This window comes from Caballeronia arationis (genome assembly GCF_001544975.2).
GTDB classification, from domain to species: Bacteria; Pseudomonadota; Gammaproteobacteria; order Burkholderiales; family Burkholderiaceae; genus Caballeronia; species Caballeronia arationis.
Window position 1 is genome coordinate 18551 of sequence record NZ_FCOG02000046.1, and the last position, 25716, is coordinate 44266.

Here is a 25716-nt window from a genome sequence, read left to right on the forward strand (position 1 = left end):
TTTATGGAAGACAACATGACCGAACAGCCGTCGACGATCGAAATCGAGACCGCGCCGAACCCCGCCTTCGCCGTCATCCTGATGCACGGCCTCGGCGCCGATGCCAACGATTTCGTGCCGCTCGTCCCCGAGTTGCGCCTCTCCGACGCGCCCGCCGTGCGCTTCGTGTTTCCGAACGCGCCGGAGATCGCCGTGACCGCCAACAACGGCTACGTGATGCGCGCGTGGTACGACATTCTGTCGTTCGAGGGCATAGAGAGGCGCGTCGACGAGGCGGGCATTCTGGAATCGTGCGCCACGGTCCGGCGGCTGATCGAGGCACAGAACGCGCGCGGCATTCCGACCGAAAGGATCTTCCTCGCGGGCTTCTCGCAAGGCGGGGCGATGACCTACACCGCCGGCCTCACGCATCCGGACAAGCTCGCGGGACTGATCGTGCTGTCGGGCTATGCGCCGTCGAAGAGCCTGATCGAGGCGTCGTTCAGCGCCGCCAACCGCGATACGCCGATCTTCGCCGCCCACGGCACCGCCGACGACGTGCTTTCGCTCAAACTCGGCGAGGATGCACGCGATTTCGCGCTCGCGGCCGGCTGTCCGGTCGAATGGCACGCGTATCCGATGCCGCATTCGGTCTGCCTCGAAGAGATCGAGGCTTTGCGCGAGTGGCTCGGCAAGCGGCTCGCGGCGGCGTCCTAGGCCGGCCCGCAGAGCGTGCGTTCGTACATCGCCAGCACGGCCTGAGCATCCACGCCGATGCACACCTCGCATGCCGGGCGCCCTTCCCAGTCGGGCGCGGTGACGTGCATCGCGGAGGGTTTCTGGATTGTCTCCCCGGTGGCGATGCCGCTCGTCACGACGCGCACTGGACCGCTGCGCGTCGCGTAGAGATGCGGCGCGAGCAGGTACGCCACCGCCGAATAATCGTGCGAATAGATGCCTTCGAGCCGGTCGTTCTCGAAGTGAAAGCGCTCGTAGTGGCGCGAAATGTCCCAGACGAAGCGGCCCGGGTCGCCGCCGCGGTCGCGGATCGACGCCAGGAAGGCGTTCGTCATCACGGTTTCGTGCGTGACGTCGAGCCCGACGATCGAGAGCTTCCACGGCGCGCCGCAGACGATGTCGGCGGCTTCGGGGTCGCAGTGGATGTTGGCCTCGGCGGCAGGCGTGACGTTGCCGAGCACGCCGCGGATCCCGAACGCGCCGCCCATGATCACCACTTCCTTCACCTGATGCGCGATGCCCGGGTCGTCGGCGAGCGCGAGCGCCAGATTCGTCAGCGGCCCGACCGCGAGCAGCGTGACTTCGCCGGGATGCGCACGCACCGTCTCGACGATGAAACGATGCGCCGGCCGTGCGTCGAGTCTGCCGTGATCCGGTTCGGGCAATTCGATATTGCCGAGACCGTCGTCGCCGTGGATCCAGCCGAGCGGCTCGGGCGCCGCGCACTGCAACGGCGCGGCGGCTCCGCGCGCCACCGCCACGCCTGGCGCGAAGCGCCCGGCCAGATAGAGCGCGTTGCGCGTGGTGGTATCGATCGACGCGTTGCCGAACACGCTCGTGATACCGAGCAATTCGATCTCCGGATGCAGCGCCTGAAAAACGAGCGCCATGGCGTCGTCGATGCCGGGATCGGTGTCGTAGATGACTTGGTGCTGGGGCATGGGCGCAGGGTCCGATGAGCGGGGAGGCGACGCCCGCCGCCCCTCGTCGGATTATCGTCCGGAAGCGGCGCGGCCTCACCGGGCTCGATTCGTGTCGATCAGAATGATCTCGTCAAATTTCCGCAAAATCAGGATTCGTCTGAAATGTTAAGGTAGCGGTCGGATTATTTTGAGATGGAAACCGCAGGGTGATTTTCTTCCGACGTTTGACCGTGTTTGGCGCGGCGATGCTGGTATTGAGCGCATGCGCACCACTTCCCCCGAATGGCGACGGCAGCGCCCCGGCGGCGGCCCCGAATGCCGCCTCCGGAGCGCCTGCTGCGCTTGTCGGCCCGCCCGTGCCGGCCGGGCCGCCCGGCGAAACGCGCATCGTGGTCGGCGGCTCGGGCGGCTATCACGTGACGCTCAAACTGGTGCCGCCGTCGCAGGTCTGCGACAACGATGCGTTCGCCGACGGCGTGCGCTACGGCTACGCGCTGACCTGGAACCGCCTGGTGATGGAACAGGCACGCGATTCCGGCGCGAAGACGCCGCCGAAGCAGAAGTTCGACGCGTCGAGCCTCCAGTCGCACGAGGATCAGTACAAGATCCAGTGGAACGGCAACGAGCGCACGAACGCCTGCGCGGCGGATGGGTATCTGATCGGGCGCATCGTCGGGACGCATCAGGCGGGCGTCGATCTGCACGGCGGGAAGGCCGCTTCCTGACGGCCGGAGACGCCGGGAACGCCGCTCAGTCGCAGGTGTGGGCCGCCGCGACGTAGCGGCTCGCTGCCACTACATCGCCGTAGATCGTGTAACCGGTCGTGCCCGCCGCCGAAGGCTGCGCGTAGAGCAGCACCGAGTCTCCGCTCGTCGCGCCGCGCACGGCGAGGACCACTCCGTCGGCATCGGGCGAATACTCGCGCAGGCGGCCCGCCTGCGGCGTCCATTTCTCCTTCACGCATTTCGTGAACGAATAAATGTCGAGATGCGACGTTCCAGCGCCGACCGGCACGTTTTTCATCAGATTGCTGTCGTCCATCGAGGCGGCGCAGCCGGAAAGGACGAGCACGAAAGCGGCGGCAGTCGGTGCGAGAGCGGGAAATTTCATGCGTTGAACGGGTTCCGGATAGGGCCGCGCAAAAGGCGCTGCTTCTGTGGGATGAGCGGAATCGAGGCGAATCGACGTCCCGATCCTAACTGCTCGTCAGGCGAACCGCAAAGCTGACTGCAAGGGTGATCGCGTATGATTGCGGGTTGCCTGTCGGCGCGTCGGCGCCTTCGATACGCCCGGTTGGCATGAAAAGCGCGGAAACGGCGCCAAAATCGGACGAAATTTCACCAAATCTCGATAATTCGTCCGATTCCGACATTCGGTAGCGACGCCCTTTTCTTACCATTTCCTTAAGTCACGTCAACGAACGCCGTTATACAGGCGTTTCTTATTGCGCAGCGATCCGCCGCGACGAACGGCCGAAAAAGCGCTGACGCCCACAATAATTCCGAGTTGCCGCAGCCGAGCCCGATCTTCGGGCGACGCTGCGGCTGCTCTGCAAGTCTGGTTGAACGCATGTCTCGCATAAAGTTGGTCGATCCCGCCCGCGTGACCGCGACACTGAGTCGATGGTCCCAAGCACGTGGCTTGCAGCGTTTCGCTGCACCGCTCGTGACGGTCGTCGTGTGCGCGCTGCTTCTCGCCGTGTTCCAGCACCTGTCGCAGGCCGTCGATTACAAATCGGTGATGCGGCAGTTGCGCCATCTCCCGCTCGATGCCTGGGGCGCCGCGCTCGGCGCGACCGCGCTCAGCTTCGTCGCGCTGATCGGCCGCGACGCCGTCGGGCTGCGGCATATCGGCGCGACGGTGCCGCGCTCGCTCTTGTGGGTCGGCGCGACGGTCGGCTCGGCGCTCGGCAACGCGACCGGCTTCGGCGCGCTGACGGGCGGCGCGGTGCGCTGCCGCGTCTACGGCGCGGCGGACGTCACGCCGGCGCAGGTCGGGCGCCTGACGGTGTTCACGAGCGTCACGCTCGCACTCTCGCTCGTCCTGATGGCGGCGGCGGGCATGGTCGTGTCCGCCGACACCCTCGCGCGCATGATGCCGCTTTCGCCCGCGCTGCTCCGCGCGACCGGCGCGGCGCTCGTTTTCGCGATGGCGGTGCTCGTCGCGTGCTGCGGGACGGCGCCGCGCACCCTGAGTTCGCGCTGGAAATGGCTGCGTTTCACGGTTCCGGCGCGCCGCGACTTCGTCGCGCAGATCGCGCTCGCGATCGTCGACGTGATCGCCGCCGGTCTCGCGCTGTGGGCTTTGCTGCCGCACGCGCAGGTCGGTTTCGGCGATTTCCTGACCGTTTATTCCGCCGCCATGCTGCTCGGCATGATCGGCCATACGCCCGGCGGCGTCGGCGTGTTCGAGGCGTCGATGGTGTTCGCGCTCGGCGGCAGCGTGCAGACGCCGGAAATGGTCGCGGCGCTGCTCGCGTATCGCGCGATCTATTTCGGCGTGCCGCTGATCCTCTCCGCCGGCGTGATGGCCGCGTTCGAAGGCCGCGCGCTCAAGGGTCGCTTCGCTTTCCTGCGCCCGGGCCACGTGTCGCAGCTCGCGCCGCTGTTCCTCAGCATCGTCACGTTCGTGGCGGGCTCGATGCTCGTGATCTCGGGCGCGACGCCCGCGTTTGCGAAGCGCATCGCGACGCTGCAGACAATCCTGCCGTTGTGGGTGCTCGAAAGCTCGCAGTTGCTCGGCAGCGTGCTCGGCGTGCTGCTCCTGTTTGTCGCGCGCGGCCTGCTGCGGCGCCTGGACGCCGCATGGTGGCTCGCGCTGATCCTCGCGGTCGCGAACCTGGCGCTCTCGCTGGCGAAGGGCCTGGCGTTTATCGAAGCCGGCGTGCTCGGTTTCCTGATCGTCCTCCTGCTCGCGACGCGCGACCGCTTCAACCGCCGCTCGTCGCTGTTCGCCGAGCGTTTCACGGCGACCTGGCTCGCGTCGGTGGGCGTCGTGATGGTGCTCGCGGTGTGGATCATGTTTTTCGCCTTCCGCGACGTTCAATATAGTGGCGACCTCTGGTGGCAGTTCGCGTTCGATCACCGCGCGCCGCGCGCGTTGCGCGCGACGCTCGCGGCCGTGCTGTTCGCCGCCGTCTTCGCGATGTGGCAACTGCTGCGTCCGGCCGCCGGCCGGTTCGTCAAGCCGGCGCCGCAGGACCTGCTCGACGCCGCGCGCATCTTCCGCGCGCAGGAGCGCAGCGACGCCGGCCTCGCGATGATGGGCGACAAGAGCTTCCTGTTCTCGGAGTCGCGCGAGGCATTCCTGATGTACGCGAAGCACGGCCGCACGTGGGCCGCGCTGCACGATCCGGTGGGCCCGCGCCGCGAATGGGCGGAACTGATCCGCAAGTTCGTCGAACTGGCGCATTCGCACAACGGCCGCGCCGCGTTCTATCAGGTGCGCGCCGACGCGCTGCCGCTCTACCTCGACGCCGGCCTCACGCTGATGAAGCTCGGCGAGGAAGCGCACGTCGTGCTCGACGATTTCGACCTGAAGGGCTCGCACCGCGCCCATCTGCGCTATGCGCTGAAGCGCGGCGAGCGCGACGGTTTCGACGTCGAAGTGATCGAGCCGCCGCAGGTGCCGGAGAGCGTGGCGATGCTGCGCGAAATCTCCGACGCCTGGCTCGAAAGCCGCCTCGCGCGCGAGAAGAGCTTTTCGGTCGCGGCGTTCAACGAGGAGTATCTGGCGGCGCAGTCCGTGCTGCTCGTGCGCCAGGCGGGCGTGCCGGTCGCGTTCGTCACCTTCATGACGACCGACCTGAACACCGAGGCGACAGTCGGCGTGATGCGGCATCTGCCGAGCGCCTCGCCCTACGCGATGGAATATCTCTTCACCAAGCTCGCGCTGCATCTGAAGCAGGCGGGGTTCAAGTCGCTCTCTCTCGGCATCGCACCCTTGTCCGGCATGCAGCCGACGCCGCTCGCGTCGTACTGGCACCGGCTCGCCGGCCTGATCTGGCGCTTCGGCGGCCGTTTCTACAACTTCCGCGGTCTGCGCGGATTCAAGAGCAAGTTCCAGCCGCGCTGGGAACCGCGTTATCTCGCGGCGTCCGGTTCGGTCGGAGTGTTTTTCACGTTGGCAGATCTTTCCCTGCTGGCCGGAGGCTGGCGTTCATGAAATCGTTCTTCAAAGCCGCAGCGCTCTCGCTTGCGCTGTTGTCCACCGCCCATGCAGGCACGATCCCCGGCGGCCGTTACGGCCAGGTCACGCTGACGAAACCCGTCGGCGAGATGCGCGGCTTCGTCGTGCTGTTTTCGGAGAAGAGCGGCTGGAGCCCCGCGGACCAGCAGGCCGCCGACACGCTCGCGAAGAACGGCGCGATGGTCGTCGGCGTGGACATGGAGCGCTACGCGGCGCGCCTGCAGTCGCCGGCGGAGAAGGAAAGCTGCCATAACCTCGTCGGCGATGCCGAAGCCGTGAGCCATCAGCTCGAACGCGGCGTGCAGACGAGCCGATACTTCGCGCCGATCGTCGCGGGCACGGGGCAGGGCGGGATTCTCGCCGAGCGCATTCTGGCGCAGGCGCCGGAGAACACGGTCGCGGGCGCGGTTTCGCTCGACGCCGACAAGCAACTCGACGCGCGTTTTTCCCTCTGTCCGCCTGACCCGACGATCACGCACGGCAAGGGCCTGCCGGGCTTCGTCGAGCGTGGCGCGATGCAGCCGGGCCGCAACAAGGCCGACGCGCTCTTCGCAATGACCGCGCCGCATCTGAAGGCGCAGGCCGAGCACGAGGACGACGTGTCCGACCTGCCGCTGATCGAATTGCGCGCCGCGCGCCCGACCGACATGCTCGCGATCGTCATCTCCGGCGACGGCGGCTGGCGCGATCTCGACAAGACGGTTGCCGAAGCGCTGCAGAAAGACGGCGTCTCGGTCATCGGCATCGACGCGCTGCGTTATTTCTGGAGCGAGAAGACGCCGCAGCAGACCGCGCAGGACCTCGCGCGCGTGATCCAGACCTACGGCGCGCGCTGGCACACGAACCATATCGCGCTGATCGGCTATTCGTTCGGCGCCGACGTGATGCCGTTCGCCTACAACCGCCTGCCCGACGCGATGCGCGCGAAGGTGTCGTATGTCTCGCTGATGGGCTTCGCGCCGTCCGCCGATTTCCAGATTCGCGTGACGGGCTGGCTCGGCATGCCGGCGAGCGACAAGGCGCTGCCCGTGAAGGGCGAGCTCGCGAAGCTGCCGCCCGCGATGGTCCAGTGCATCTACGGCGAGAAGGAAGAAGACACGCTGTGCCCGAAGCTGACCAAGACGGGCATCGACGTGATCAGGACGCCGGGTGACCACCACTTCGGCGGCGACTACGACGCGCTGGCGAAGCGCATCCTCGGCGGCTGGCAAAAGCAGATCGCGATCCGCGGCGGGGCCTGAAGCGCATAAAGCTCCGGTCCGTCTACATCCGCGATCCGGAGCTGAACCTCACCGAAATTTCCGGGCTTATTTGAGCGGGCCGAGATAATCGCGCTTGCCGATCGGCAAGCCGAGATGGCGCAGGATGTCGTAGGCCGTCACGATGTGGAACTGGAAATTCGGTAGCCCGAAGCCGAACAGGTAATCCACGCCGCTGAAGCTCGGCTCGAAGTCCTTGAACTTGAGCGTGATCGTGCGCGTTTCGGCGTCGTCCAGCTGCTTCGCGTCGATGCTCTTCAGATACGCGACCGTCTTCGCGATACGTTCCTGCAAGGCCTCGAACGAGTCTTCATTATCCTCGAAGCGCGGTGCCTCGCCGCCCGCGAGCCGTTGCGCCGAGAGCTTCGCCGTGTCGCTCGCGCGCTGGATCTGCGCGGCGAAGGCGAGCATGTCCGGCGCGAGCCGGGCGCCGATGATGTCGGCATGCGCGATGCCTTTTTCGTCGGCGAACGCGACGGCCTTTTCCAGCAGCGAAGAGAGCACGGTGAGACCGCGAATGAACACGGGAATCGACGCGCGATACATCGTCAGGGACATGTGTGTCTCCGTCTTTTGACAAGGGGTGTCAAGCATAGCGCTTCGTCCTTTCGGCTGCCCGAACGGCGCGCGCGTTACGCCGGCGGCGTCCTGCGGCGGGCTTCCCAGGCGGTCAGCGCGGTCTCGTAGTGATCTAGCGCGTCTTCGTACAGATCGAACACGCACGGATCGCAGCCGCTCTGGCAGCACTCGTCGGGAGCGGGACGCTCGGGCGGCGTGGGGCGGAAATCGGGGTCCCGGGCGTCGGGCATGTTTCCGAAGGCGAAAGACAATCCGCCCATTGTGCCCCGATCGACGCGCGCGGACTTCGGCGGCTAGGTTTTGGCGGCGGCCGACGGCTCGCCCGATGGCATACTTCCCGCAGCAGTCACGAGCCGGGCGGACGAATCACGCGGGAAGGCCCGCCACGGGTCATTTCCTGCTCGCCGCGCACGATGGCGCCAAGCCGGGCGAGCCGTATCTCGAACGAATTAAAGGTTCTTTCGATGAACAAGACCGCCAGGCTTGCCGCCGCCGCGGTGCTCGCGGGCATCGCGCTGGCCGGCTGTGTCCAGCCCCAGCCGAATCTGTCCGGTGCGCCCGAGACGCCCTACAGCGCCGAAATCCGCCGCACGCAGGCGGGCATCCCGCACATCAAGGCCGCCGACTGGGGCAGCCTGGGTTATGGCTACGGCTACGCGCAGGCGCAGGACAACCTGTGCACGCTCGCCGACGCCTTCGTCACTTATCGCGGCGAGCGCTCCGCCTGGTTCGGTCCCGACGCGCGCCCGCCCTCCGGTGCGACTTTCGGGCAGCCGCGCAACCTTGACGCGGACTTCTTCTTCCGCCTCGTCGACGATGCCGCGGCTGTCGAGCGTTACCGCTCGGCGCAGCCGGCGACGCTGCAAACCCTGATCGAAGGATTCGCGGCGGGCTACAACCGCTATCTGGGCGACCTCGACGCCGGCCGTTTCCCCAACGCGCACGCCGCCTGCAAGGGCATGCCGTGGGTCGAGCGGATCACTTCCGCCGACGTCTATCAGCGCCTGATCGCGGTGAATCTCGGTGGCGGCGCGACACGCTTCGTCCAGCAGATCGCGAATGCCCGGCCGCCACGCGCGTCGTCGGCGGCCGCGCCGGGGGAGGGCGAAGCCACGCAGGACGCCGCCCTCGACGACGACCCGTCGCGCTTCGACATCGGCACGACACCCGGCATCGGCAGCAACGCGCTCGCATTCGGCGCGCCCATCACCCACGACGACCAGAGCCTCCTCTTCGGCAACCCGCACTGGTTCTGGCGCGGGCCGGACCGCTTCTATCAGGCGCATCTGACGATTCCGGGCGTGGTGAACGTCGCGGGCGTGTCGTTCCTCGGCGTGCCGGTGATCGTGCTCGGCTTCAACGACAACGTCGCGTGGACGCATACCGTCTCCAGCGTGCGCCGCTTCGGCATCTTTCAGCTGACGCTCGACCCGGCCGATCCGACGCGCTACGTCTACGACGGCCGCACCGAAGCGATGACAGCGGTGCCGATCACCGTGCAGTCGCGCCGCCCGGACGGCTCGTCCGAAACCGTCACGCGAACGCTCTACCGCACGCGCTTCGGGCCGGCGGTCGACCTGTCGTCGCTCGCGCCGGGACTCGGCTGGACCGCGCAGCGCGCCTACGCGCTGCGCGACGTCAACACCGACAACGACCGCGCGTTCCTCAACTTCTTCGCCTGGAACCAGGCGCGCTCGTTGAACGATTTCGTCGCGATCCAAAAGCGCTTCGCCGCGACGCCGTGGGTGAACACCTTCGCGATCGGACGTGGCGACGCACGCGTCTGGTTCGCCGACATCGGCCCGATGCCGAACGTGCCCGACGCGCTCGCCGACGCCTGCACGACGCCCGCCGGCCGCGCGTTCAACGGCCGCGTGCCGGGCGTGCCGTTCCTCGACGGCTCGAAGAGCGCGTGCATGTGGCGCGCGGACGCGTCGGCGGTGCAGGCGGACTCGCTGCCCGTCGAGCAGATGCCGAGCAGCGCGCGCGGCGACTACGTCGGCAATTTCAACGACAGCTACTGGCTCACCAACGCGAACGCGCCGATGAGCGGCTATCCGCGCATCGCGGGCGCGACCGGTGCGCAGCAGTCGCTGCGCACGCGCTACGGGCATCTGCTCGCCGCGCAGCTTCAGCGTGAAGAGGGCGGCGTCACGCGCGACGCGCTGAAGTCGGCGGTGCTGGAAAGCGGCTCGCTGTCCCAGCGCCTCTTTCGCAAGCCGCTGCTCGACGCCGCCTGCAACTTCGGCGATCCGGCCAACAACCTGCGCGAAGCCTGCGACGTGCTGCGCGCCTGGGACGGCACCGCGAACATCGACGCGCGCGGCGCCAACCTGTGGGACGAATTCTGGGTCCGAGTGACGCGCATCGCGCCTGAGCGCCTCTACGCGAACGGTTTCGACCCCGCCGCGCCGCTCGCGACGCCCGGCGGTTTCAACACGTCGAATCCTTCGGTCGTGCAGGACCTGAAGCAGGCGCTCGGCGGCGCGGTGCTCGCGCTCAAGCTGAACGGCTTCGCGCTGAATTCGCGACGCGGCGACATCCTCTACTCGACGCGCAACGGCGCGCGCGTGCCGCTCTATGGCGGTTGCGACGATGCGGGCTATTTCACGATCGTCTGCGCGCGCCGTCCGCTCGATGCGCGCGGCTATCCGATGGACTTCAACGGCCACGGCGACAGTTATTTGCAGGTGGTGTCGTTCGGGCAGCAGGGCGTCGAGGCCGACACGATGCTCGCGCACTCCGAATCCGACGATCCTGCTTCGCCGCATTCCGGCGACGGAACCCGGCTCTTCTCGTCCAAGACGTGGCAGCGCTTCCCGTTCACGGATCAGGCCATCGACGCCGATCCCGCGATCGAGCGAACGACGCTCACGGGCGAGCGCCGTCCCGAGCCCGTTCTGCGCGCGGTCGGACCGAGGCGCGTGCCGCAGTAATCGCTCGAAGACGGGCACGACGCGGGGAAAGTCGCGCCGAAAGCGCACCGAACGCGTCTATCATTGAGGTTTATCCGAATTGGAAGCACCGTCATGAATCTCGATGACATCACGCAACTCGACCGCACCGCACTGACCGCTTTTGTCGAGCGCAAATGGAACGACGAGATCGTCCCCGCGCTGACCGACTACATCGCGATTCCCGCCAAAAGCCCGATGTTCGATGCCGACTGGGCGCGCCACGGCTTTATCGAGCGGGTCGTGACGGACGCCGTGCAGTGGGTCGAACAGCAGCGCGTGACGGGACTGAAAGTCGAGATCGTGCGTCTTGCCGGCCGCACGCCGGTGATCTTCTTCGAGGCGCCTGCGACCCGCTCGAACAGCACGGAAACGGTCGTGCTTTACGGCCATCTCGACAAGCAGCCGGAATTCGAAGGCTGGCGCCGCGACCTCGGCCCCTGGACGCCCAAGCTCGAAGACGACAAGCTCTACGGCCGCGGCGGCGCCGACGACGGCTACGCCACCTACGCGAGCATCACGGCGATCGCCGCGCTCGACGCGCAGGGCATCGAGCGGCCGCGCTGCGTCGGCATCATCGAGACGTGCGAGGAATCGGGCAGCTACGATCTGCTTCCTTACATCGATGCGTTGCGCGACCGGCTCGGCGACGTCGGCCTCGTGATCTGCCTCGATTCGGGCGCCGGCAACTACGACCAGCTCTGGCTGACCACGTCGCTGCGCGGCCTCGTCTCCGGCGATCTCGAAGTGCAGGTGCTCGACGAAGGCATTCACTCGGGCGGCTACGGCGGCATCGCGCCTTCGACGTTCCGGATCATGCGGCAGCTTTTCGAGCGGCTCGAAGACGCTGGCACGGGCAACCTGCTGCCGAAGGGCTTCCATTGCCCGATCCCCATGCAGCGCCTGCGCGAGGCGGAAGCCACAGCGCACATTCTCGGCGACGACGTCTGGAAGAAGCTGCCGTGGAGCTGTGGCCAGGACGGCGGCCAGGTGCTGCCGACCACGACCGACCCGCAGGAGGCGCTCCTTAATTCGACGTGGCGTCCATCGCTCACGGTGACGGGCGCGTCGGGCCTCCCGCCGCTCGCCGACGCCGGCAACGTGCTCGCGCCGCGCACCGCGTTCAAGCTCTCGCTGCGGCTGCCGCCGCTCGTCGAGGCGACGCAGGCAGTCGCGGACCTGAAGGCGTTGCTCGAATTCGATCCGCCTTACAACGCGAAGGTCACGTTCAAGCCGGAAGCGGGCGCGGCGACCGGCTGGAGCGCGCCCGATCTCGCGCCCTGGCTCGGCTCGGCGTTGAACGACGCGTCGCGCCGGCACTTTGGCGCGGATGTCGCGTATATCGGGCAGGGCGGCACGATTCCGCTGATGAACACGCTGAAGGAAGGCTTTCCCCGCTCGCAGTTCATGGTGTGCGGCGTGCTCGGGCCGAAGTCGAATGCGCACGGGCCGAACGAGTTCCTGCACGTTCCGTATGGCAAGAAGCTGACGGCTGCGGTTGCGGAGGTAATCGCGGCGTCACATTGATTCCGTGAGTCTTTTCAAGAAAGCGCGCATCGATTGCGCGCTTTTTTTTCGCCCTCGCGCGGATTGAAAGTGGTAAGGCCAGTTGATCGTCTGTAGAGTGTGGGATGCGCGAAAACGCGCGCTCGACACCTTGTTTCAGGAGACGAAAGCAGCAATGAACGATACCAAGACGCCCGCCGCGCCCGAACTGCGCATTCCCGCTGAAGCCCTCCACGCCTACGTCCGCGCGATCTGGGAGCGCGCCGGCAGCGCGCCGCGCGAGGCGGAACTCGTCGCCGATCACCTGGTTATGGCGAACCTGTCAGGCCACGATTCGCACGGCGTCGGAATGATCCCGCGCTATGTCGCGTCGCTCGCGGATGGCCAGCTCAAACTCAACGAACACGCGCGCATCGTGCGCGACGCCGGCGCCGTGCTGTCGATCGACGGCGTCAAGGGCTTCGGCCAGGTCGTCGCCTACGAGGCGATGGAGCACGGCATCGAGCGGGCGAAGAAGCTAGGCGTGTGCGCGGTCGGCTTGCGCAACGCGCACCACATCGGCCGCATCGGGCACTGGGCCGAGCAGTGCGCGAAGGCCGGTCTCGTGTCGTTTCACTTCGTGAACGTCGCGGGCGATCCGCTCGTCGCGCCGTTCGGCGGCATCGACCGGCGCTTCGGCACGAATCCGTTCTGCGCGGCGTTTCCGCGCGAAGGCCAGACGCCCCTCGTGCTCGATTTCGCGACGAGCGGAATCGCGTATGGCAAGACGCGCGTCGCGTACAACAAGGGCGTGAAGGTCGCGCCGGGCTATCTGATCGAACACGACGGCACGCCGACCGTCGAGCCGAAGGTGATGCACGAGGAGCCGTTCGGCTCGCTGCTGCCGTTCGGGCTGCACAAGGGATTCGGACTCGCCGCGATGTGCGAGATCTTCGGCGGCGCGCTCTCGGGCGGCTACACGACGCGCGAAAGCACGCTGGAGAAATCGAACGCGATCATCAACTGCATGACCTCGGTGATCCTCGACCCGAACGCGTTCGATGCGCCCGCTGCGCAGGCCGAAGCGGAAGCGTTCGTCGACTGGGTGAAGGCGTCGCCGCTGCAGGAGGGCGTCGAGCGCATTTACGCGCCGGGCGAGCCGGAAGAGGCGCGTCGCGCGGAACGCGGCGCGAACGGCCTGCCGATCGATCCGACGACGTGGCAGCAGATTCGCGACGCGGCCCGGACCTCGGGCATGCCGGCCGACGAGATCGAGGCGTTCGCGAGCCAGTTGCGCTGAGGCTGCGAGCTGCACGATGAGAAAAGCCGCGCCGGGCGATTCGCCCGGCGCGGCTTTTTAGTCAGCGAGCCTTCGGAGGCCTCAGACCATCTCGTTCTTGATCCACTCGACGACTGATGTGCGCTCCGGCGCCCATCCGAGCAGTTCGCGCGCGTGTCGGCCGCGCACCCGGCTGTTCGAGCCGAGCCCATACGACGCCATCTCGTAACCCCATTCCTGCTTCGCGTCTTCGAGCGGCCAGTCCTGCGGCGCGCCCAGACCGAGCGCCTCGGCCATCGCGGTCGTCATCTCGCGAAACGACGCCTCGCCGCTCTCGATGAAATAGAACGTGCCGGCCGGCGTCTTGTCGAGCGCGCGGCGATAGACGTCGACCACATCGTCGATGTGCACGTTCGACCAGATGTTGCGGCCCGGCCCCACGTGGCGCACGACGCCGCTCTTCTGCGCCTGCCGCAGGAGGCGCGGCAACTGCACGCTCGCCGCAGAGGGAATCGCGCCGTGCCCGTAGATCATCGTGTTGCAGAGTACGGCGGAGCGCACGCCGCGCTTCGCTGCGTCGAGCACGAGCTGGTCGATGGCCACGCGCGGCGCCTTGTCGGCGGTCGGCTCGGGCAGGTTGTCCTCGCCATAGATTGCATCGGAAGACTCGCCGCCCGACGCATCGCCGACGATGCTCGAACCGCTCGTGTGCAGCAGCGGCTTGTTCGAGCCTTCGAGCCCTTCGATCAGCGCCTCGACCGCGCCGCGATGGTCGCTGCTGGCGGCATTAACGACGGCGTCGGCCGCGCGTGCTTCGGCGATCAGCAGCGCGCGGTCGTCGAGACTGCCGAGCACCGGCTCGATGCCGAGGCGCTTCAGTTCGTCCGACTGCTCCGCGCGGCGCACGAGCCCGCGAACCTGATGGCCGTCGCGCGCGAGTCCCGCCGCGATCGAGCCGCCGATGAAACCGCCTGCGCCCGTCACAAAAATTTTCATGGTGCTGCTCCGGTGAATGAGTCGACGGGTAGCAGTATCGGCCCATTCGACTTTCTCAAAAACCGTGCTAGTCTCAAATCAATCTTGATTTCGAGTCAACAATGAAGACGAACACCGACGAATTGCAGGTTTTCGTGAGCGTGATCGACTGCGGGTCGATCACGGCGGCGGCGGAGGCCTTGCAGCAGACCGTCTCCGGCGTGAGCCGGGCGCTCACGCGGCTGGAGAAGAAACTCGACGCCTCGCTCGTGCGCCGCACGACCCGCCGCCTGCAACTGACCGACGAGGGCGAACTGTTCCTCGCGCGCGCCCGCTCGATCCTCGCTGCGATGGACGACGCCGAGGAGGCGATCGCGCGGCATCGCGAGCGGCCGGCGGGGCGATTGCGCGTGGATGCCGCGTCGCCGTTCATGCTTCATTGCATCGTGCCGCACGTGAAGGCGTTCGCCGCGCTGTATCCCGAAATCGGGCTGGAGCTGACGAGCAACGAGCGCATCGTCGATCTGATGGAACAGCGCGTGGACATTGCGATCCGGCTCGGCGCGCTGCAGGATTCGACACTGCACGCGCGCTCGCTCGGCAGCACGCGCTGGCGCGTGCTCGCGAGCCCCGGCTATCTGGCCGAACACGGCGAGCCGCGCGACGTCGACGAGCTGCTGCGCCAGCGGCTGATCGGTTTCACGGCGCCGGAAAGCCTGAACGACTGGCCCTTGCGCGACGGCCGCGGCGGCACGTTCGTGACCATTTCGCCGACCGTGGCGGCATCGAGCGGCGAAACGATCCGGCAACTGGCGCTCTTCGATGGCGGGATCGCGTGCCTGTCGGAGTTCATGACGGCCGCCGACGTAGCCGCTGGCCGCCTGCGCCCGCTGCTCGACGACGCCCTCGCGGACGTGCGCCTGCCGATCAACGCGGTGTATTACCAGAGCGCATCGATGGCGGCGCGCTCGCGCGCGTTTCTCGATTTTCTGGCGGCGAAGCTGGCGGCGTGAGACGCGGCTGCGTATGCTTTCCTTCCGACCTCATTAACTGCACCATGACGATGATCGAAGCCATCAACGCCCCCGACCTGCCGGTTCCCGCCGGCCACTACAGCCACGCGACCCGCACGGGCAATCTCGTCTGCGTGTCCGGCCAGCTGCCGATGCGACCGGACGGCACGCACACCGGCTCGGAGCCGTTCGCCGTGCAGGCCGAGCAGACCTTGTCCAACCTGCGCGCGGTGCTCGCGGCGGCGGACGCGGAGTTGAAGGACTGCATCGAAGTGACGGTTTATCTCGTCGGCGTGGAGCACTGGAAGGAGTTCAACGAGATCTACGCGCGCCATTTCGGCGACTGGAAGCCGGCGCGGGCGGTCGTGCCGGTCGGCGCGCTGCACTACGGCTACCTGCTGGAGATCGCCGCGCGGGCGTGGGTGGAGCGCGACTAGTTTTCGTTCAGTTTGGCGCGGCCGAACGTCGCTTTTATCATTCCGGTGTCCAGTCACTACGGGTTGCGTCATGGTTCAGCTCATCATGCTTCTCCTCGGCGTCGAATATCTGCGCAAGCGCTGGCGCACTCTCTTCGTCGTCGGGCTCGTCTGGCTCGTGACCGGCGTGGGGCTTTTTCTCGACGCGCTCGACAACGCCATCTACTTCCCGATGCAGCTCCTCGCCTATCTGCTGCTCGCGGAAGGGCTCGCGACGCTCGCTGTCGCCTGGACGGGCGCGGGCGGGCAACGCGTGCTGCGCTACGTGAAGGGCGCCGCGGTGGTGCTCGCGGCGGCGTTGATCCTCGCGGGACATCACCACGGCAATTTCGTGCTCTCGATGATTTTCGGCACGCTCTTTCTCGCCGATGGGCTGCTGCAAGCCGCGTCCGCATACGTCGTGCGCTATCCGCGCTGGCGCGTGGTGCTGGCGCTGGCGGTCATCGAAATCCTGCTGGCGATATTTTTCTTCCAGCCTTATCCGACACATTACGTCGGCACGGCGCCTTACTGCCTTGGTCTCGGACTCGCTTTCGGCGGCTGGAACCTGCTGTGGATCGCGCTGCGCGTGCGTTCGCTGCGGCGCCTCCCGGAGGAGCGCAAGCGCACGCTGCGTCTCTCGGACGACGTGATCGCCGATCACACGATCGCCTCGAAATCCGCCGCGGCGCGCGCGGCGACTGCCACCGCCGCCGACGCCGATACGCCATTCGACTGGGACGGCCCGCCCGCACCCGATGAAAAAGCGCTGACGGTTCACGTCTGGACGCCGGTCGGATCGGCGCGGACGCAGGCGCAGCGTGCGCTGATCGTCGATCGCTATATCGCAGCGGTCGATGCCAACGGCGTGATCTCGACCGGGCACGCCGCGCTGGAGTCGCCCGAGGGCATTTACATCAGCCTGTATCCGGGCGTCGAGATCGACCGCTCTCCTGACGAATTCGGCCGCATCCTTCGAGCGACCCGCGAAAACGACGTGCCGGGCGTGTTTCAGCCGGACTACGCGACGGAATCGAAGGCCTGGTGCGAATCGACGACGAAGGTCCGCATCCGCAATTACAGCCCGGCGCGCCTGCATGAATTCTGGGACGCGTACCGACAGGACCTGACCTACAACCTCACGTACCGCAATTGTTCGAGCACCGTGTCCAATGCGCTGGAAGCCGCGCTCGAAGGCTCGGTCGGCAACTTTCATGGCCGCGACACGGGCTGGCGCGCGTTCTGGCGACTCATCGTGACGCCGGAACTGTGGGTCGCGGCGCAACTGCGCAAGCGCGCCGCAACGATGGCCTGGACGCCCGGCCTTACGCTCGACTACGCGCGGGCGCTCAGCATGCTCGCCGATCCGCGTCCGTTCGGCTGGCTCAAGATGGCGCGGCTCGCGCTGCGCCGGATGATGCGCACGCGGCGCGGCTGGCGTCAGGAAGCCGTCGATGCGGCGGATGCGCGGGCGGGGCGGGCTTCCTCTTAGCGCTTGCCTGCGTTCGCCCCGACGCCCGCGCCTACGCCAGATCCAGCGCCGATGTCATGTCGCCGAGCGGCGCTTCGCCATTCGCGGCGAACGCCCGGTCGCGTGCCGCGACGCCGTCGAGCGGTGCGAGATCGTGCACGCGCGAGATGAAACGCAGGATCGAGTTCGTGTCGTAGACCGTATGGTCGACGAAACCCTTCTTCGCGTACGGCGAGATCACGAGCGCGGGAATGCGCGAACCCGGTCCCCAGCGATCGCCCTTCGGCGGCGAGACATGGTCCCACCAGCCCCCGTTCTCGTCGACCGTAACGATGACCACCGTATTTTCCCACTGCGGCCCGCGCTGGATATGTTCGACCACGTTCGCGATATGCCGGTCGCCGGATTCGACGTCCGCATATCCGGCGTGCATGTTCAGGTTGCCCTGCGGCTTGTAGAACGTGACGGCGGGCAGACGACCGGCGTCGATGTCGGCCAACAGCTTGTTGGTTGACGGATCGTTGCCGATACCGGCATCTCGCAGGTGCTGCGCGCGCGCCTGCGTGCCCGGCGCGAAGTTGCGGAAGTAGTTGAACGGCTGGTGGTGATACTGGAAATCGGGCACCGAGCCGGTGTCCGTGTGATCGAGCGCGTACTGCCATGCGCCGCTGTACCAGGCCCAGTCGATGCCCTTGGCCGAAAGCCGGTCGCCGATGGTCGCGTAATCCTGTGGCGGGAGCACGCGCGGATTCGCCGGATCGGCGACCATCGGATCGCCATGTTCGGCGGGGCGCACGTTGCTCGGCTGAAACGGCGGCGCCATCGTATTGACGGCGTAACCGTCCGCGGTCAGCGCGCCATCGCGCACGAATTTGGGCGGCCCTTCGAGGGCCGATTTCGGCGAATCGGGCGCGAGCTTCAGGCGCGTGCCAGTGAGATCGTCGCTTTCCACGACCGATACGAGCTTGGCCGCCGGTCCGCTCTCCACGTTCGGATAGAACGGCGCCTGCGCCGAAATCAGGAAGATGTGATTGAGCCACGAGCCGCCGAACGCCGACATGAAGAAGTTGTCGCAGAGCGTGTACTGGCTCGCGAGCCCCCAGAGGCGCAGCGTATCGGCCGAATTGCGGTAGTGCCCCATCACGAGGCCGCCCGAATCGCCCCACGCGGCGAACTGGTTGTTGCGGCCCGCGTTGATCTGCATCTGGTTCTGATAGAAGCGGTGCACGAGATCGCGCGTGATGACGCCGTTCGGAAGCGGCTCGCCTTGCGCGTCCACGAGACGGAAAGGCGAGTTCGCGAGCCCGGCGATCTGCTTCTCGGAAATCGCATAGCGCTTGCCGTTCACCTCCTGCGCTTCGGGCACGAGGCCGCCCCAGATGGCCGGCAGCGTGGGAAGCGGCGTGCGGCCGTCGCGGTCCAACTGGACGTAGCGCGCGGACGGCACGGACGAGAGCGGATACTGAACGCCCGGGAAGTCGCCGTACAGGTTTGTGAAGCTGCGATTTTCCGCGTAGATCACGACGATGCGGCGCACCTTGGCCTGCAGCGTGCGGTCGAGCGCGAGATCGGCGGCGGTCTTGGGCGCGGCCGGCTTCGGTTCGAACAGATTGCAGCCGCCGAGCGACAGTCCTGCGAGACCGACGCCGGCGGCAAGCAGGCGCCGCCGCGCGGGGTCCGCGGGTGCGTCGCTTTCAGGGGGGAGGTCGTCACGCGGATCGTCGTTCTGGCTCATCGCTGGCTCCTTTACTCTGGTCCCGTGCAAGATAGTTGCGTGGACACGCGGCGGCGCGCGCCAAGCATTATGGTCAATCCGGCCCGACGCGCCAACCGATCAGAACCCGGTGCTTACCCCGGCGCGCCGCCCGCGAAATGTCAGGTGAATCGCATCTTGCCTAGGCCGATGCACAAAAGAGAGCAAAAGAGCGAAAAAGTCAAAAATTCGAAACGAATGTGCGATTCGCCTATGCCTTTTGGCCGACTGGAAACCGTCATCGCACGCGACTACTATCAACCAAGCGACTGAATTCGACTGATCAACTGAGCACGAGCTTCACGCCGACCAGCACGAGCGTGGCGGCGAGCACATTGCGCAGCAACGCTTCCGGCGCCTTCGAAGACAGCATGCTGCCAAGCGCGATGCCGGGCAGCGAGCCGACGAGGAGCGAAGCGAGCAGGGCCCAGTCGACCGAACCGAGCATCCAGTGGCCGGTGCCGGCGATCAGCGTGAGCGGAACGGCGTGCGCGATGTCCGAGCCGACGATGCGTGCCGTCGCGAGGCGCGGGTAGAGCAGTAAGAGCACCGTCACGCCGATCGCGCCCGCGCCGACCGAAGTGATCGAAACGAGCACGCCGAGAATGGCGCCGGTGAGCATGGTCCACGCGGCCGTGCGCCGCGGATGTTCCGGGCGGCCCGTTTCCTTGCGGTAGGCGAGGCGCGCGAGTTGCGGCCGGAACACGAGCGAAACGGCGGTGATGAGGAGCGCCGTGCCGAGAATCAGCTGGATCACGCGCGCCGCACCGGGTGAGTGCACGCCGTAGTTGTGCAGCAGCACGAGCGTGATCGCGGCGGCCGGCACGCTGCCTGCGGCGAGCCGGCCGGTGATGCGCCAGTCGACCGAGCCCTTGATGCCGTGCACAAGCGTGCCGGCCGTCTTGGTCGCGGCCGCGTAGAGCAGGTCGGTGCCGACGGCGGTTGCCGGGTGGATGCCGAACAGGAGGACGAGCAGCGGCGTCATCAGCGATCCGCCGCCCACGCCCGTCAGGCCGACGAGAAACCCGACGGCCAGTCCGGACGCTGAATAAAGTAAGTCGATATGCGGAAATGACATTCGCGCGGAGAACCCGTTAGGCGTGAGCCGGTCGAAAAACCGTCGATGATAGCCGGTCGGCGGCGCGCCCGCTCCCCGACGGCATCTTTTGCGCAAGCCAATGTGAGCCGGCGGGCGCGCGCGAGGCGCAGAATAGGGCGCCCCGACGCGCGGTTCCGCGCTCGTCCACGATCATGCAGGAAGGTGCAAATGGAAACAAAGCAAACCACGCCGCATCCCGACGACGCGTTCATCCCGACGGAGCACGCGAATATCGCGAGCGAGCGGCAGTTCGTGCTGAAGTCGGGCAACACGTTCGCCGTCAACGATGCCAATGGCGACATTCGCGGCACCGACGACGGCCTTTTCGTCAACGATACGCGCGTGCTCTCGGAGCTGGTGCTGACCTTCGGCGGCCGCGCGCCGTCACTGCTGTCGGGCAGCGTGTCGAGCGACAACGCCGTCTTCACCGCGCATCTGACCAACAATCCGCTGCCGCCCATCGGCGGCGCGCGCACGCCGGAGGGCGTGATCCACGTCGAACGCAAACGGGTGCTGTCGCGTCACGTGCTGCATGAAAGCATCGTGCTCACCAACTACGGGACAGAACCGGCCACCGTTCCGCTGTCGATTTCATTCGCCGCCGACTTCCTCGACATGTTCGAAGTGCGCGGCGCCAAGCGCAAGAAGCGCGGCACGGTGCGCCCGCCGGTCGTCGAGAACGGAGAGGTGGTCCTGCGCTACACGGGCCTCGATGAAGTCGAGCGCACTGCGCGCATCCAGTTCACGCCCGAGCCGGACGCGCTGACGCCCAGCCGCGCCGACTACACGCTCGACATCCAGTCGGAAACGGCAATTTCCATCTATCTGTCGGTAACGGCCGTGACCCTCGCGCTCAGCGACGCGAGCGAGCAGAGCAAGCTGAACGCCGCCGAAGCTCCGGAATGCGCGCCCGAATCGGGCCGGTCGGCGATCCGCGAGGCGCTCGTCGAGGCGCACCAGCGCATGCGCGAACGGCGTCGCGCGACGGCGCGGGTCAGGTCGAGCAACCCGCTTTTCAGCGAATGGATCGACCGCTCGTTATCCGACCTGGGCCTCCTGACCACCGACCTGGAGACTGGCCCCTATCCCTACGCGGGCATTCCATGGTTCTCCACGGCGTTCGGGCGCGACGCGATCATCACGTCGCTGCAGATGTTGTGGCTGCAACCGTCGCTTGCGCGCGGCGTGCTGCGCTTTCTCGCGGCGCATCAGGCGCGCGAGGACTCGGCGTTTCGCGATGCTGAAGTCGGCAAGATCATGCACGAGACGCGCAAGAGCGAAATGGCCGCCACCGGCGAGGTGCCGTTCGCGATGTACTACGGCGGCGTCGACAGTACGCCGCTCTTCGTCGTGCTCGCTGGCGCCTACGCTGAGCGGACCGGTGACCGCGCGCTGATCGACGAACTGTGGCCGTCGCTGCAACTGGCCACGCAATGGATCGCGCGCCACTGCGACAAGAACGCGTTCGGCCTGCTCGATTATCAGCGCGCGTCCGAACACGGTCTCGCAAACCAGGGCTGGAAGGACAGCCAGGATTCCGTGTTTCACGCGGACGGCCGTTTCCCCGACGGTCCGATCGCGCTCGTCGAAGTGCAGGGCTACGCGGCTACGGCCTTCGCCACGATGGCACGGCTCGCCCGCCAGCGCGGCGCCAAGGACGACGCGATCGAATACGAGGCGCGCGCGCAGAACATCCGCGATCGCGTCGAGGCGATGTACTGGATGCCCGAGTCGCAGTTCTACGGCATCGCGCTCGACGGTCACGGCGAGTTGTGCCGCGTTTTGGCGTCGAATGCGGGGCATCTGCTCGCGTTCGACCTGGTCGAGCGCGAGCGCGGCGAGGCGGTGGCGCGGCAACTGGAATCGACGCTCTTTCACACAGGCTGGGGCGTGCGCACGCTGGCCGCAACCCAGCCGCGCTTCAATCCGATGTCGTACCACAACGGCTCGGTCTGGCCGCACGACACCGCGATGTGCGCGCGGGGCCTTGCGCGCTACGGCGACCGCGGCGGCGCCGTGCGGCTGTTGCAGGCGCTGTTCGAAGCGGCGGTGACCTTCGACATGCGTCTGCCCGAGCTTTTCTGCGGCTTCACGCGCCAGCGCGGGGAGAAGCCGATCGCCTACCCGGTCGCGTGCCTGCCGCAGGCGTGGGCGGCGGGAGCGCCGTTCATGATTCTGGAAGCCTGTCTCGGCATGACGATCGACGCCTCGCGCGACGAGGTACGGATCGACCGGCCGCAACTGCCGGATGGCATCGACTGGCTGGAGATCGGCGATTTGCGGGTCGGCGAACGGACCGTCTCGATCACGTTCCGGCGCGTGGGCGGGCAGGTCGTGCCGTCAGTGGAGGGGGATGTGCGGGTTATCGCGCTGCTGTAGCGTTTGGTGGCTGCGGACCAGCACCGTCCGCAGCCACAGTCGCGGTTAAACCGCGACACTACCTACGTAATTTTCCGCAAGGGCGGTCGCGGCGGCGCGCGAAGTGGTCACGTGCTCGAGTTCCGCTACTTGCAGACGCTGCTCGAACGGCGAAGTGTCGTCGAGCTTGTGCAGCATGCGCGTCATCCACCACGAGAAGTGCTCCGCGCGCCACACGCGCTTGAGCGCGGTCTCGGTGTAGCCCGCGAGCTTGTCGCTGCGGCCTTCCTCATAGAACGTGACGAGCGCTGCCGTCAGAACCTTCACGTCCGATACGGCCAGGTTCAGCCCCTTGGCGCCCGTCGGCGGCACGATGTGCGCGGCGTCTCCCGCGAGGAAGAGCTTGCCACACTGCATCGGCGTGGAAACGAAGCTGCGCATGCCGACGATGTTCTTCTGGAAGATCTTCCCTTCGGTGATCTGCCAGCCGTCGGCGGTATCGACGCGCGCGTGGAGTTCCGCCCAGATGCGATCGTCCGACCACGCTTCAGCCGTGTCCTTCGGATCGCACTGGAAATACATGCGCTGGACGCCAGGCGAGCGTGTGCTGATGAGCGCGAAACCGCGATCGTGCCGCGCGTAGATGAGTTCATCCGACGAGGGCGGCGCTTCCACCAGGATGCCGAACCAGCCGAACGGATAGATCTTCTGGTAATCGTGGCGCAGCGCCGGCGGAATCGAGCCGCGCGCGACGCCTTGCGAGCCGTCGCAGCCGATGATGAAGTCGCATTCCAGTTCTTCGTCGCGGTCTTCGTGGCGATACTTGATGCGCGGTTTCGCGTCGGCGGCGCCGTCGAAGTCGTGCACCGAGACGTTCGAGACGTTGAACTTCAGCGCGCCGTCCGCAGCGACGCGCGCGGCGACCAGATCCTTGATGACTTCGTGCTGCGCGTAGACGGTGATCGAATGGCCGGTCAGTTCGGTGAGCGCGATGCGGCGGCGCTGCCCTTCGAACGCCAGTTCGAAGCCGTGGTGCAGCGCGCCTTCCGCCTGCATCCGTGCGCCCAGGCCGGCTTCGTTCAGCAGGTCCATCGTGCCCTGTTCGAGCACACCGGCGCGGATCGTCGATTCGATGTCGTGCTGGCTGCGCGCTTCGAGCACGACCGAGTCGATGCCGCGCAGATGCAGGAGATGGGAGAGAAGAAGGCCAGCAGGGCCCGCACCGATGATGCCGACTTGAGTACGCATGATTGTCTCCATGAATGCGTGTGATTTTGTTGAAGACAGTGTCATGCCGCCTGCCCGTATCGCGCAACGCGATACGGCGGATAGCGCCTATCTAATTTTGAGATAGAGGGGTGCAGCGTTCGATAAAGCGCACGATCGTGTCAATCAGCGCGTCTCTGTCCGCGGGCGGCGCCGGCGGGATCTCCAGCGGACGTGCGCGGGTTGCGTGCAGCCGAAGCGCATCGAGATGGCGGGCGAAGCACTCGTCCTCGTCGGCGTTCGCGGGCAGTGCGAGCACGGGGCAGCGGATGGCATCCAGTTCGCCTTCGAGGTTCCAGTTGACGAGCGATGGCTCCGGTGGCGTCTGCGCGGGCGGTGCGTCATGCGTCGCAACGGCGTCGCCGTGAAAGCGCCCGAGGCGCTTGTGCAGGTTCGTCGTTTCGAAGGTGGCGCGCGCGCCCAACAAGTCCTCCGTGCGCGCGGGTTCCGCGAAAACCTGCGGTGCGATCAGCGCCACACCCGCCAGCGCTTCCGGATACGCGATCGCATAGAGCAGCGCGATCGTGGCGCCGTCGCGCGCGCCCACGATCCACATGCGGCGGCGGTGCGCCGGATCGATATCGAGGGCGTCGAGCAGTCCGGGCAGGATGTCGCATGCCTGCTGGCGCAGCAGGTCGATCGGCCAGGGATGCGGGTGGGCGCGCAACGTGGCGGGCCAGCCGCTTCCCGGCCGCGAATGGACGAGTCCCCGCATGCCGAGCGCGCGAGTCAGCGCCCGGCCGAGTGCCATCGGCCAGTCATCGGGCGCTTCGCCAGAGGCGGCCGGCGCGCCCCCTTCGTGCAGAAACACGACGACGGGCGCGTCGCGGCCCTCGCTGGCGAGCCATTCGTATTCGACCGTGACGGAATCGCGCGAGACGGTCGCGGGGAGGGTGACGAAATCGGTCATGCGTGAGGTCCGCGCGCATTCGAACAGGTTGCGTATCAACGAGTCTAGGCGTTCGGCGCGAGGGCGACAGGCCCGGCGTTTGCTGAAAACGGTCCAATCGTTATCCGACAACCGATGCCAGGAGAACCATCATGACCGAGCGTTCCTATCCGACCCCGCCGTTTCCCGATCAGCAACAGGACCGCCAGCCCGGCCTGACCGCGCCGATGGACCCGCAACCGGACCACGGCGAAAAAACCTACAAGGGCAGTGGACGCCTCGCCGGGAAGGTCGCGCTGGTCACGGGCGCGGACAGCGGCATCGGCCGGGCGGTCTCGATCGCCTATGCGCGCGAAGGCGCCGACGTCGCCATCGCCTATCTGAACGAAGACGACGACGCCCGGGAAACCGCGCGCTGGGTCGAGGAAGCGGGACGCCGCGCGCTGCTTCTGCCCGGCGACATCACGGATCGCGCGCACTGCCGCAATCTGGTCGCGAAAACGGTGGAGAAGTTCGGCGGCATCGACGTGATCGTGAACAACGCGGCCTATCAGATGACCTACGACGGCCTCGAAGACATCAGCGACGACGAGTGGGACAAGACGTTCTCGACCAACATCGGCGCGATGTTCCGCATCATCAAGGCCGCGCTGCCACACATGAAGCCGGGCAGCGCGATCGTGAACACCAGTTCGGTCAACGCCGACGCCCCGAATCCCGGCCTCATCGCCTACGCCACGACCAAGGGTGCGATCCAGAACTTCACCGGCGGCCTCGCGCAACTGCTCGCCGGAAAGGGTATCCGCGCGAACTGCGTCGCGCCGGGTCCGATCTGGACGCCGCTGATTCCGTCGACGATGCCGCCCGAAAAGGTCAAGAATTTCGGCTCGCAAGTGCCGATGAAGCGCGCAGGCCAGCCGGCCGAACTCGCCGCCGCCTACGTGATGCTGGCCTCCGACGAGTCGAGCTATACCTCGGGCGCAACCATCGCCGTGACGGGCGGCAAGCCGATCATCTGAAAAACATAGCGCCACCCGGTATGATGACCAGCCC

The 25716-nt window shown here is 66.9% G+C and carries 21 protein-coding genes; 12 read left to right on the forward strand and 9 right to left on the reverse strand.

What is annotated here, in order from left to right; all coding sequences use genetic code 11:
- Positions 1-15: 15 nt before the first annotated feature.
- Complete coding sequence (locus AWB81_RS24135; RefSeq protein ID WP_062639098.1) at positions 16-696, forward strand: alpha/beta hydrolase; 681 nt, start codon at positions 16-18, stop codon at positions 694-696.
- On the opposite strand, the gene AWB81_RS24140 is transcribed toward AWB81_RS24135, so the two are convergent.
- Positions 693-1658, reverse strand: coding sequence for a nucleoside hydrolase (locus tag AWB81_RS24140; protein ID WP_062639072.1), 966 nt, complete (start codon positions 1656-1658; stop codon positions 693-695). The two genes, AWB81_RS24135 and AWB81_RS24140, sit on opposite strands and share 4 nt — an antisense overlap.
- A gap of 227 nt (positions 1659-1885) precedes the next feature.
- On the opposite strand from AWB81_RS24140, the gene AWB81_RS24145 reads away from it, so the two are divergent.
- A complete protein-coding gene (locus AWB81_RS24145) occupies positions 1886-2365 on the forward strand; it encodes a hypothetical protein (RefSeq protein ID WP_062639099.1) in 480 nt (159 codons plus the stop codon).
- 25 nt (positions 2366-2390) lie between these two features.
- On the opposite strand, the gene AWB81_RS24150 is transcribed toward AWB81_RS24145, so the two are convergent.
- Positions 2391-2750 carry a hypothetical protein gene (locus AWB81_RS24150; protein WP_062639073.1) on the reverse strand — a complete coding sequence of 120 codons (360 nt, stop codon included), beginning with the start codon at positions 2748-2750 and terminating at the stop codon, positions 2391-2393.
- Positions 2751-3209: 459 nt separating this feature from the next.
- On the opposite strand from AWB81_RS24150, the gene mprF reads away from it, so the two are divergent.
- Together mprF and AWB81_RS24160 are read left to right on the forward strand one after the other, a co-directional pair.
- Positions 3210-5804: a bifunctional lysylphosphatidylglycerol flippase/synthetase MprF gene (gene mprF / locus AWB81_RS24155; RefSeq protein ID WP_062639074.1), complete on the forward strand. Its 2595-nt coding sequence runs from the start codon at positions 3210-3212 to the stop codon at positions 5802-5804.
- Positions 5801-7069, forward strand: coding sequence for a virulence factor family protein (locus AWB81_RS24160; protein ID WP_062639075.1), 1269 nt, complete (start codon positions 5801-5803; stop codon positions 7067-7069). The genes mprF and AWB81_RS24160 overlap by 4 nt, the downstream gene beginning before the upstream one ends.
- 66 nt (positions 7070-7135) lie before the next feature.
- Here AWB81_RS24160 and AWB81_RS24165 read toward each other — a convergent pair whose 3' ends face one another.
- Both AWB81_RS24165 and AWB81_RS24170 read right to left on the reverse strand, forming a co-directional pair.
- Positions 7136-7645: a DUF1993 domain-containing protein gene (locus AWB81_RS24165; protein ID WP_062639076.1), complete on the reverse strand. Its 510-nt coding sequence runs from the start codon at positions 7643-7645 to the stop codon at positions 7136-7138.
- A gap of 74 nt (positions 7646-7719) precedes the next feature.
- Positions 7720-7917 carry an oxidoreductase-like domain-containing protein gene (locus tag AWB81_RS24170; RefSeq protein WP_374730510.1) on the reverse strand — a complete coding sequence of 66 codons (198 nt, stop codon included), beginning with the start codon at positions 7915-7917 and terminating at the stop codon, positions 7720-7722.
- 213 nt (positions 7918-8130) lie between these two features.
- Here AWB81_RS24170 and AWB81_RS24175 point away from each other — a divergent pair, with 213 nt between their 5' ends.
- The 3 genes from AWB81_RS24175 to AWB81_RS24185 all read left to right on the forward strand — a co-directional run bounded on the left by AWB81_RS24175 (position 8131) and on the right by AWB81_RS24185 (position 13405).
- Entirely contained in the window at positions 8131-10602 is a 2472-nt protein-coding gene (locus AWB81_RS24175; protein WP_062639077.1) for a penicillin acylase family protein, read from the forward strand.
- Positions 10603-10695: 93 nt separating this feature from the next.
- The gene (locus AWB81_RS24180; RefSeq protein WP_062639078.1) at positions 10696-12147 is read left to right on the forward strand and encodes a M20 family metallopeptidase; all 1452 of its coding nucleotides are present in this window, start codon (positions 10696-10698) and stop codon (positions 12145-12147) included.
- 154 nt (positions 12148-12301) lie between these two features.
- Entirely contained in the window at positions 12302-13405 is a 1104-nt protein-coding gene (locus tag AWB81_RS24185) for a malate/lactate/ureidoglycolate dehydrogenase (RefSeq protein WP_062639079.1), read from the forward strand.
- Between the two features lie 81 nt (positions 13406-13486).
- Here AWB81_RS24185 and AWB81_RS24190 read toward each other — a convergent pair whose 3' ends face one another.
- Positions 13487-14380: an NAD-dependent epimerase/dehydratase family protein gene (locus AWB81_RS24190; protein ID WP_062639080.1), complete on the reverse strand. Its 894-nt coding sequence runs from the start codon at positions 14378-14380 to the stop codon at positions 13487-13489.
- Positions 14381-14481: 101 nt separating this feature from the next.
- Between AWB81_RS24190 and AWB81_RS24195 the strand changes: the two genes are divergently transcribed.
- From AWB81_RS24195 to AWB81_RS24205, 3 genes are all read left to right on the forward strand, one after another.
- Positions 14482-15372, forward strand: a complete 891-nt coding sequence (locus AWB81_RS24195) for a LysR family transcriptional regulator (RefSeq protein WP_062639081.1) — start codon at positions 14482-14484, stop codon at positions 15370-15372.
- 44 nt (positions 15373-15416) lie between these two features.
- Positions 15417-15809 (forward strand): RidA family protein, encoded by a 393-nt coding sequence (locus tag AWB81_RS24200; RefSeq protein WP_062639082.1) that lies wholly within the window; start codon positions 15417-15419, stop codon positions 15807-15809.
- 70 nt (positions 15810-15879) lie between these two features.
- A complete protein-coding gene (locus tag AWB81_RS24205; RefSeq protein WP_062639083.1) occupies positions 15880-17319 on the forward strand; it encodes an HdeD family acid-resistance protein in 1440 nt (479 codons plus the stop codon).
- 31 nt (positions 17320-17350) lie between these two features.
- On the opposite strand, the gene AWB81_RS24210 is transcribed toward AWB81_RS24205, so the two are convergent.
- Complete coding sequence (locus tag AWB81_RS24210; RefSeq protein ID WP_062639084.1) at positions 17351-19033, reverse strand: acid phosphatase; 1683 nt, start codon at positions 19031-19033, stop codon at positions 17351-17353.
- Between the two features lie 301 nt (positions 19034-19334).
- Positions 19335-20129, reverse strand: coding sequence for a sulfite exporter TauE/SafE family protein (locus tag AWB81_RS24215; RefSeq protein WP_062639085.1), 795 nt, complete (start codon positions 20127-20129; stop codon positions 19335-19337).
- A gap of 189 nt (positions 20130-20318) precedes the next feature.
- Here AWB81_RS24215 and AWB81_RS24220 point away from each other — a divergent pair, with 189 nt between their 5' ends.
- Positions 20319-22529, forward strand: coding sequence for an amylo-alpha-1,6-glucosidase (locus AWB81_RS24220; protein WP_062639086.1), 2211 nt, complete (start codon positions 20319-20321; stop codon positions 22527-22529).
- A 45-nt stretch (positions 22530-22574) separates the two neighbouring features.
- Here AWB81_RS24220 and AWB81_RS24225 read toward each other — a convergent pair whose 3' ends face one another.
- The gene (locus AWB81_RS24225; protein WP_062639087.1) at positions 22575-23756 is read right to left on the reverse strand and encodes a 4-hydroxybenzoate 3-monooxygenase; all 1182 of its coding nucleotides are present in this window, start codon (positions 23754-23756) and stop codon (positions 22575-22577) included.
- A 91-nt stretch (positions 23757-23847) separates the two neighbouring features.
- Positions 23848-24684 (reverse strand): alpha/beta fold hydrolase, encoded by an 837-nt coding sequence (locus AWB81_RS24230; protein WP_062639088.1) that lies wholly within the window; start codon positions 24682-24684, stop codon positions 23848-23850.
- A 131-nt stretch (positions 24685-24815) separates the two neighbouring features.
- On the opposite strand from AWB81_RS24230, the gene AWB81_RS24235 reads away from it, so the two are divergent.
- On the forward strand, positions 24816-25682 hold the full coding sequence (locus AWB81_RS24235; RefSeq protein ID WP_062639089.1) for a glucose 1-dehydrogenase: 867 nt from the start codon (positions 24816-24818) through the stop codon (positions 25680-25682).
- Positions 25683-25716: the final 34 nt, after the last annotated feature.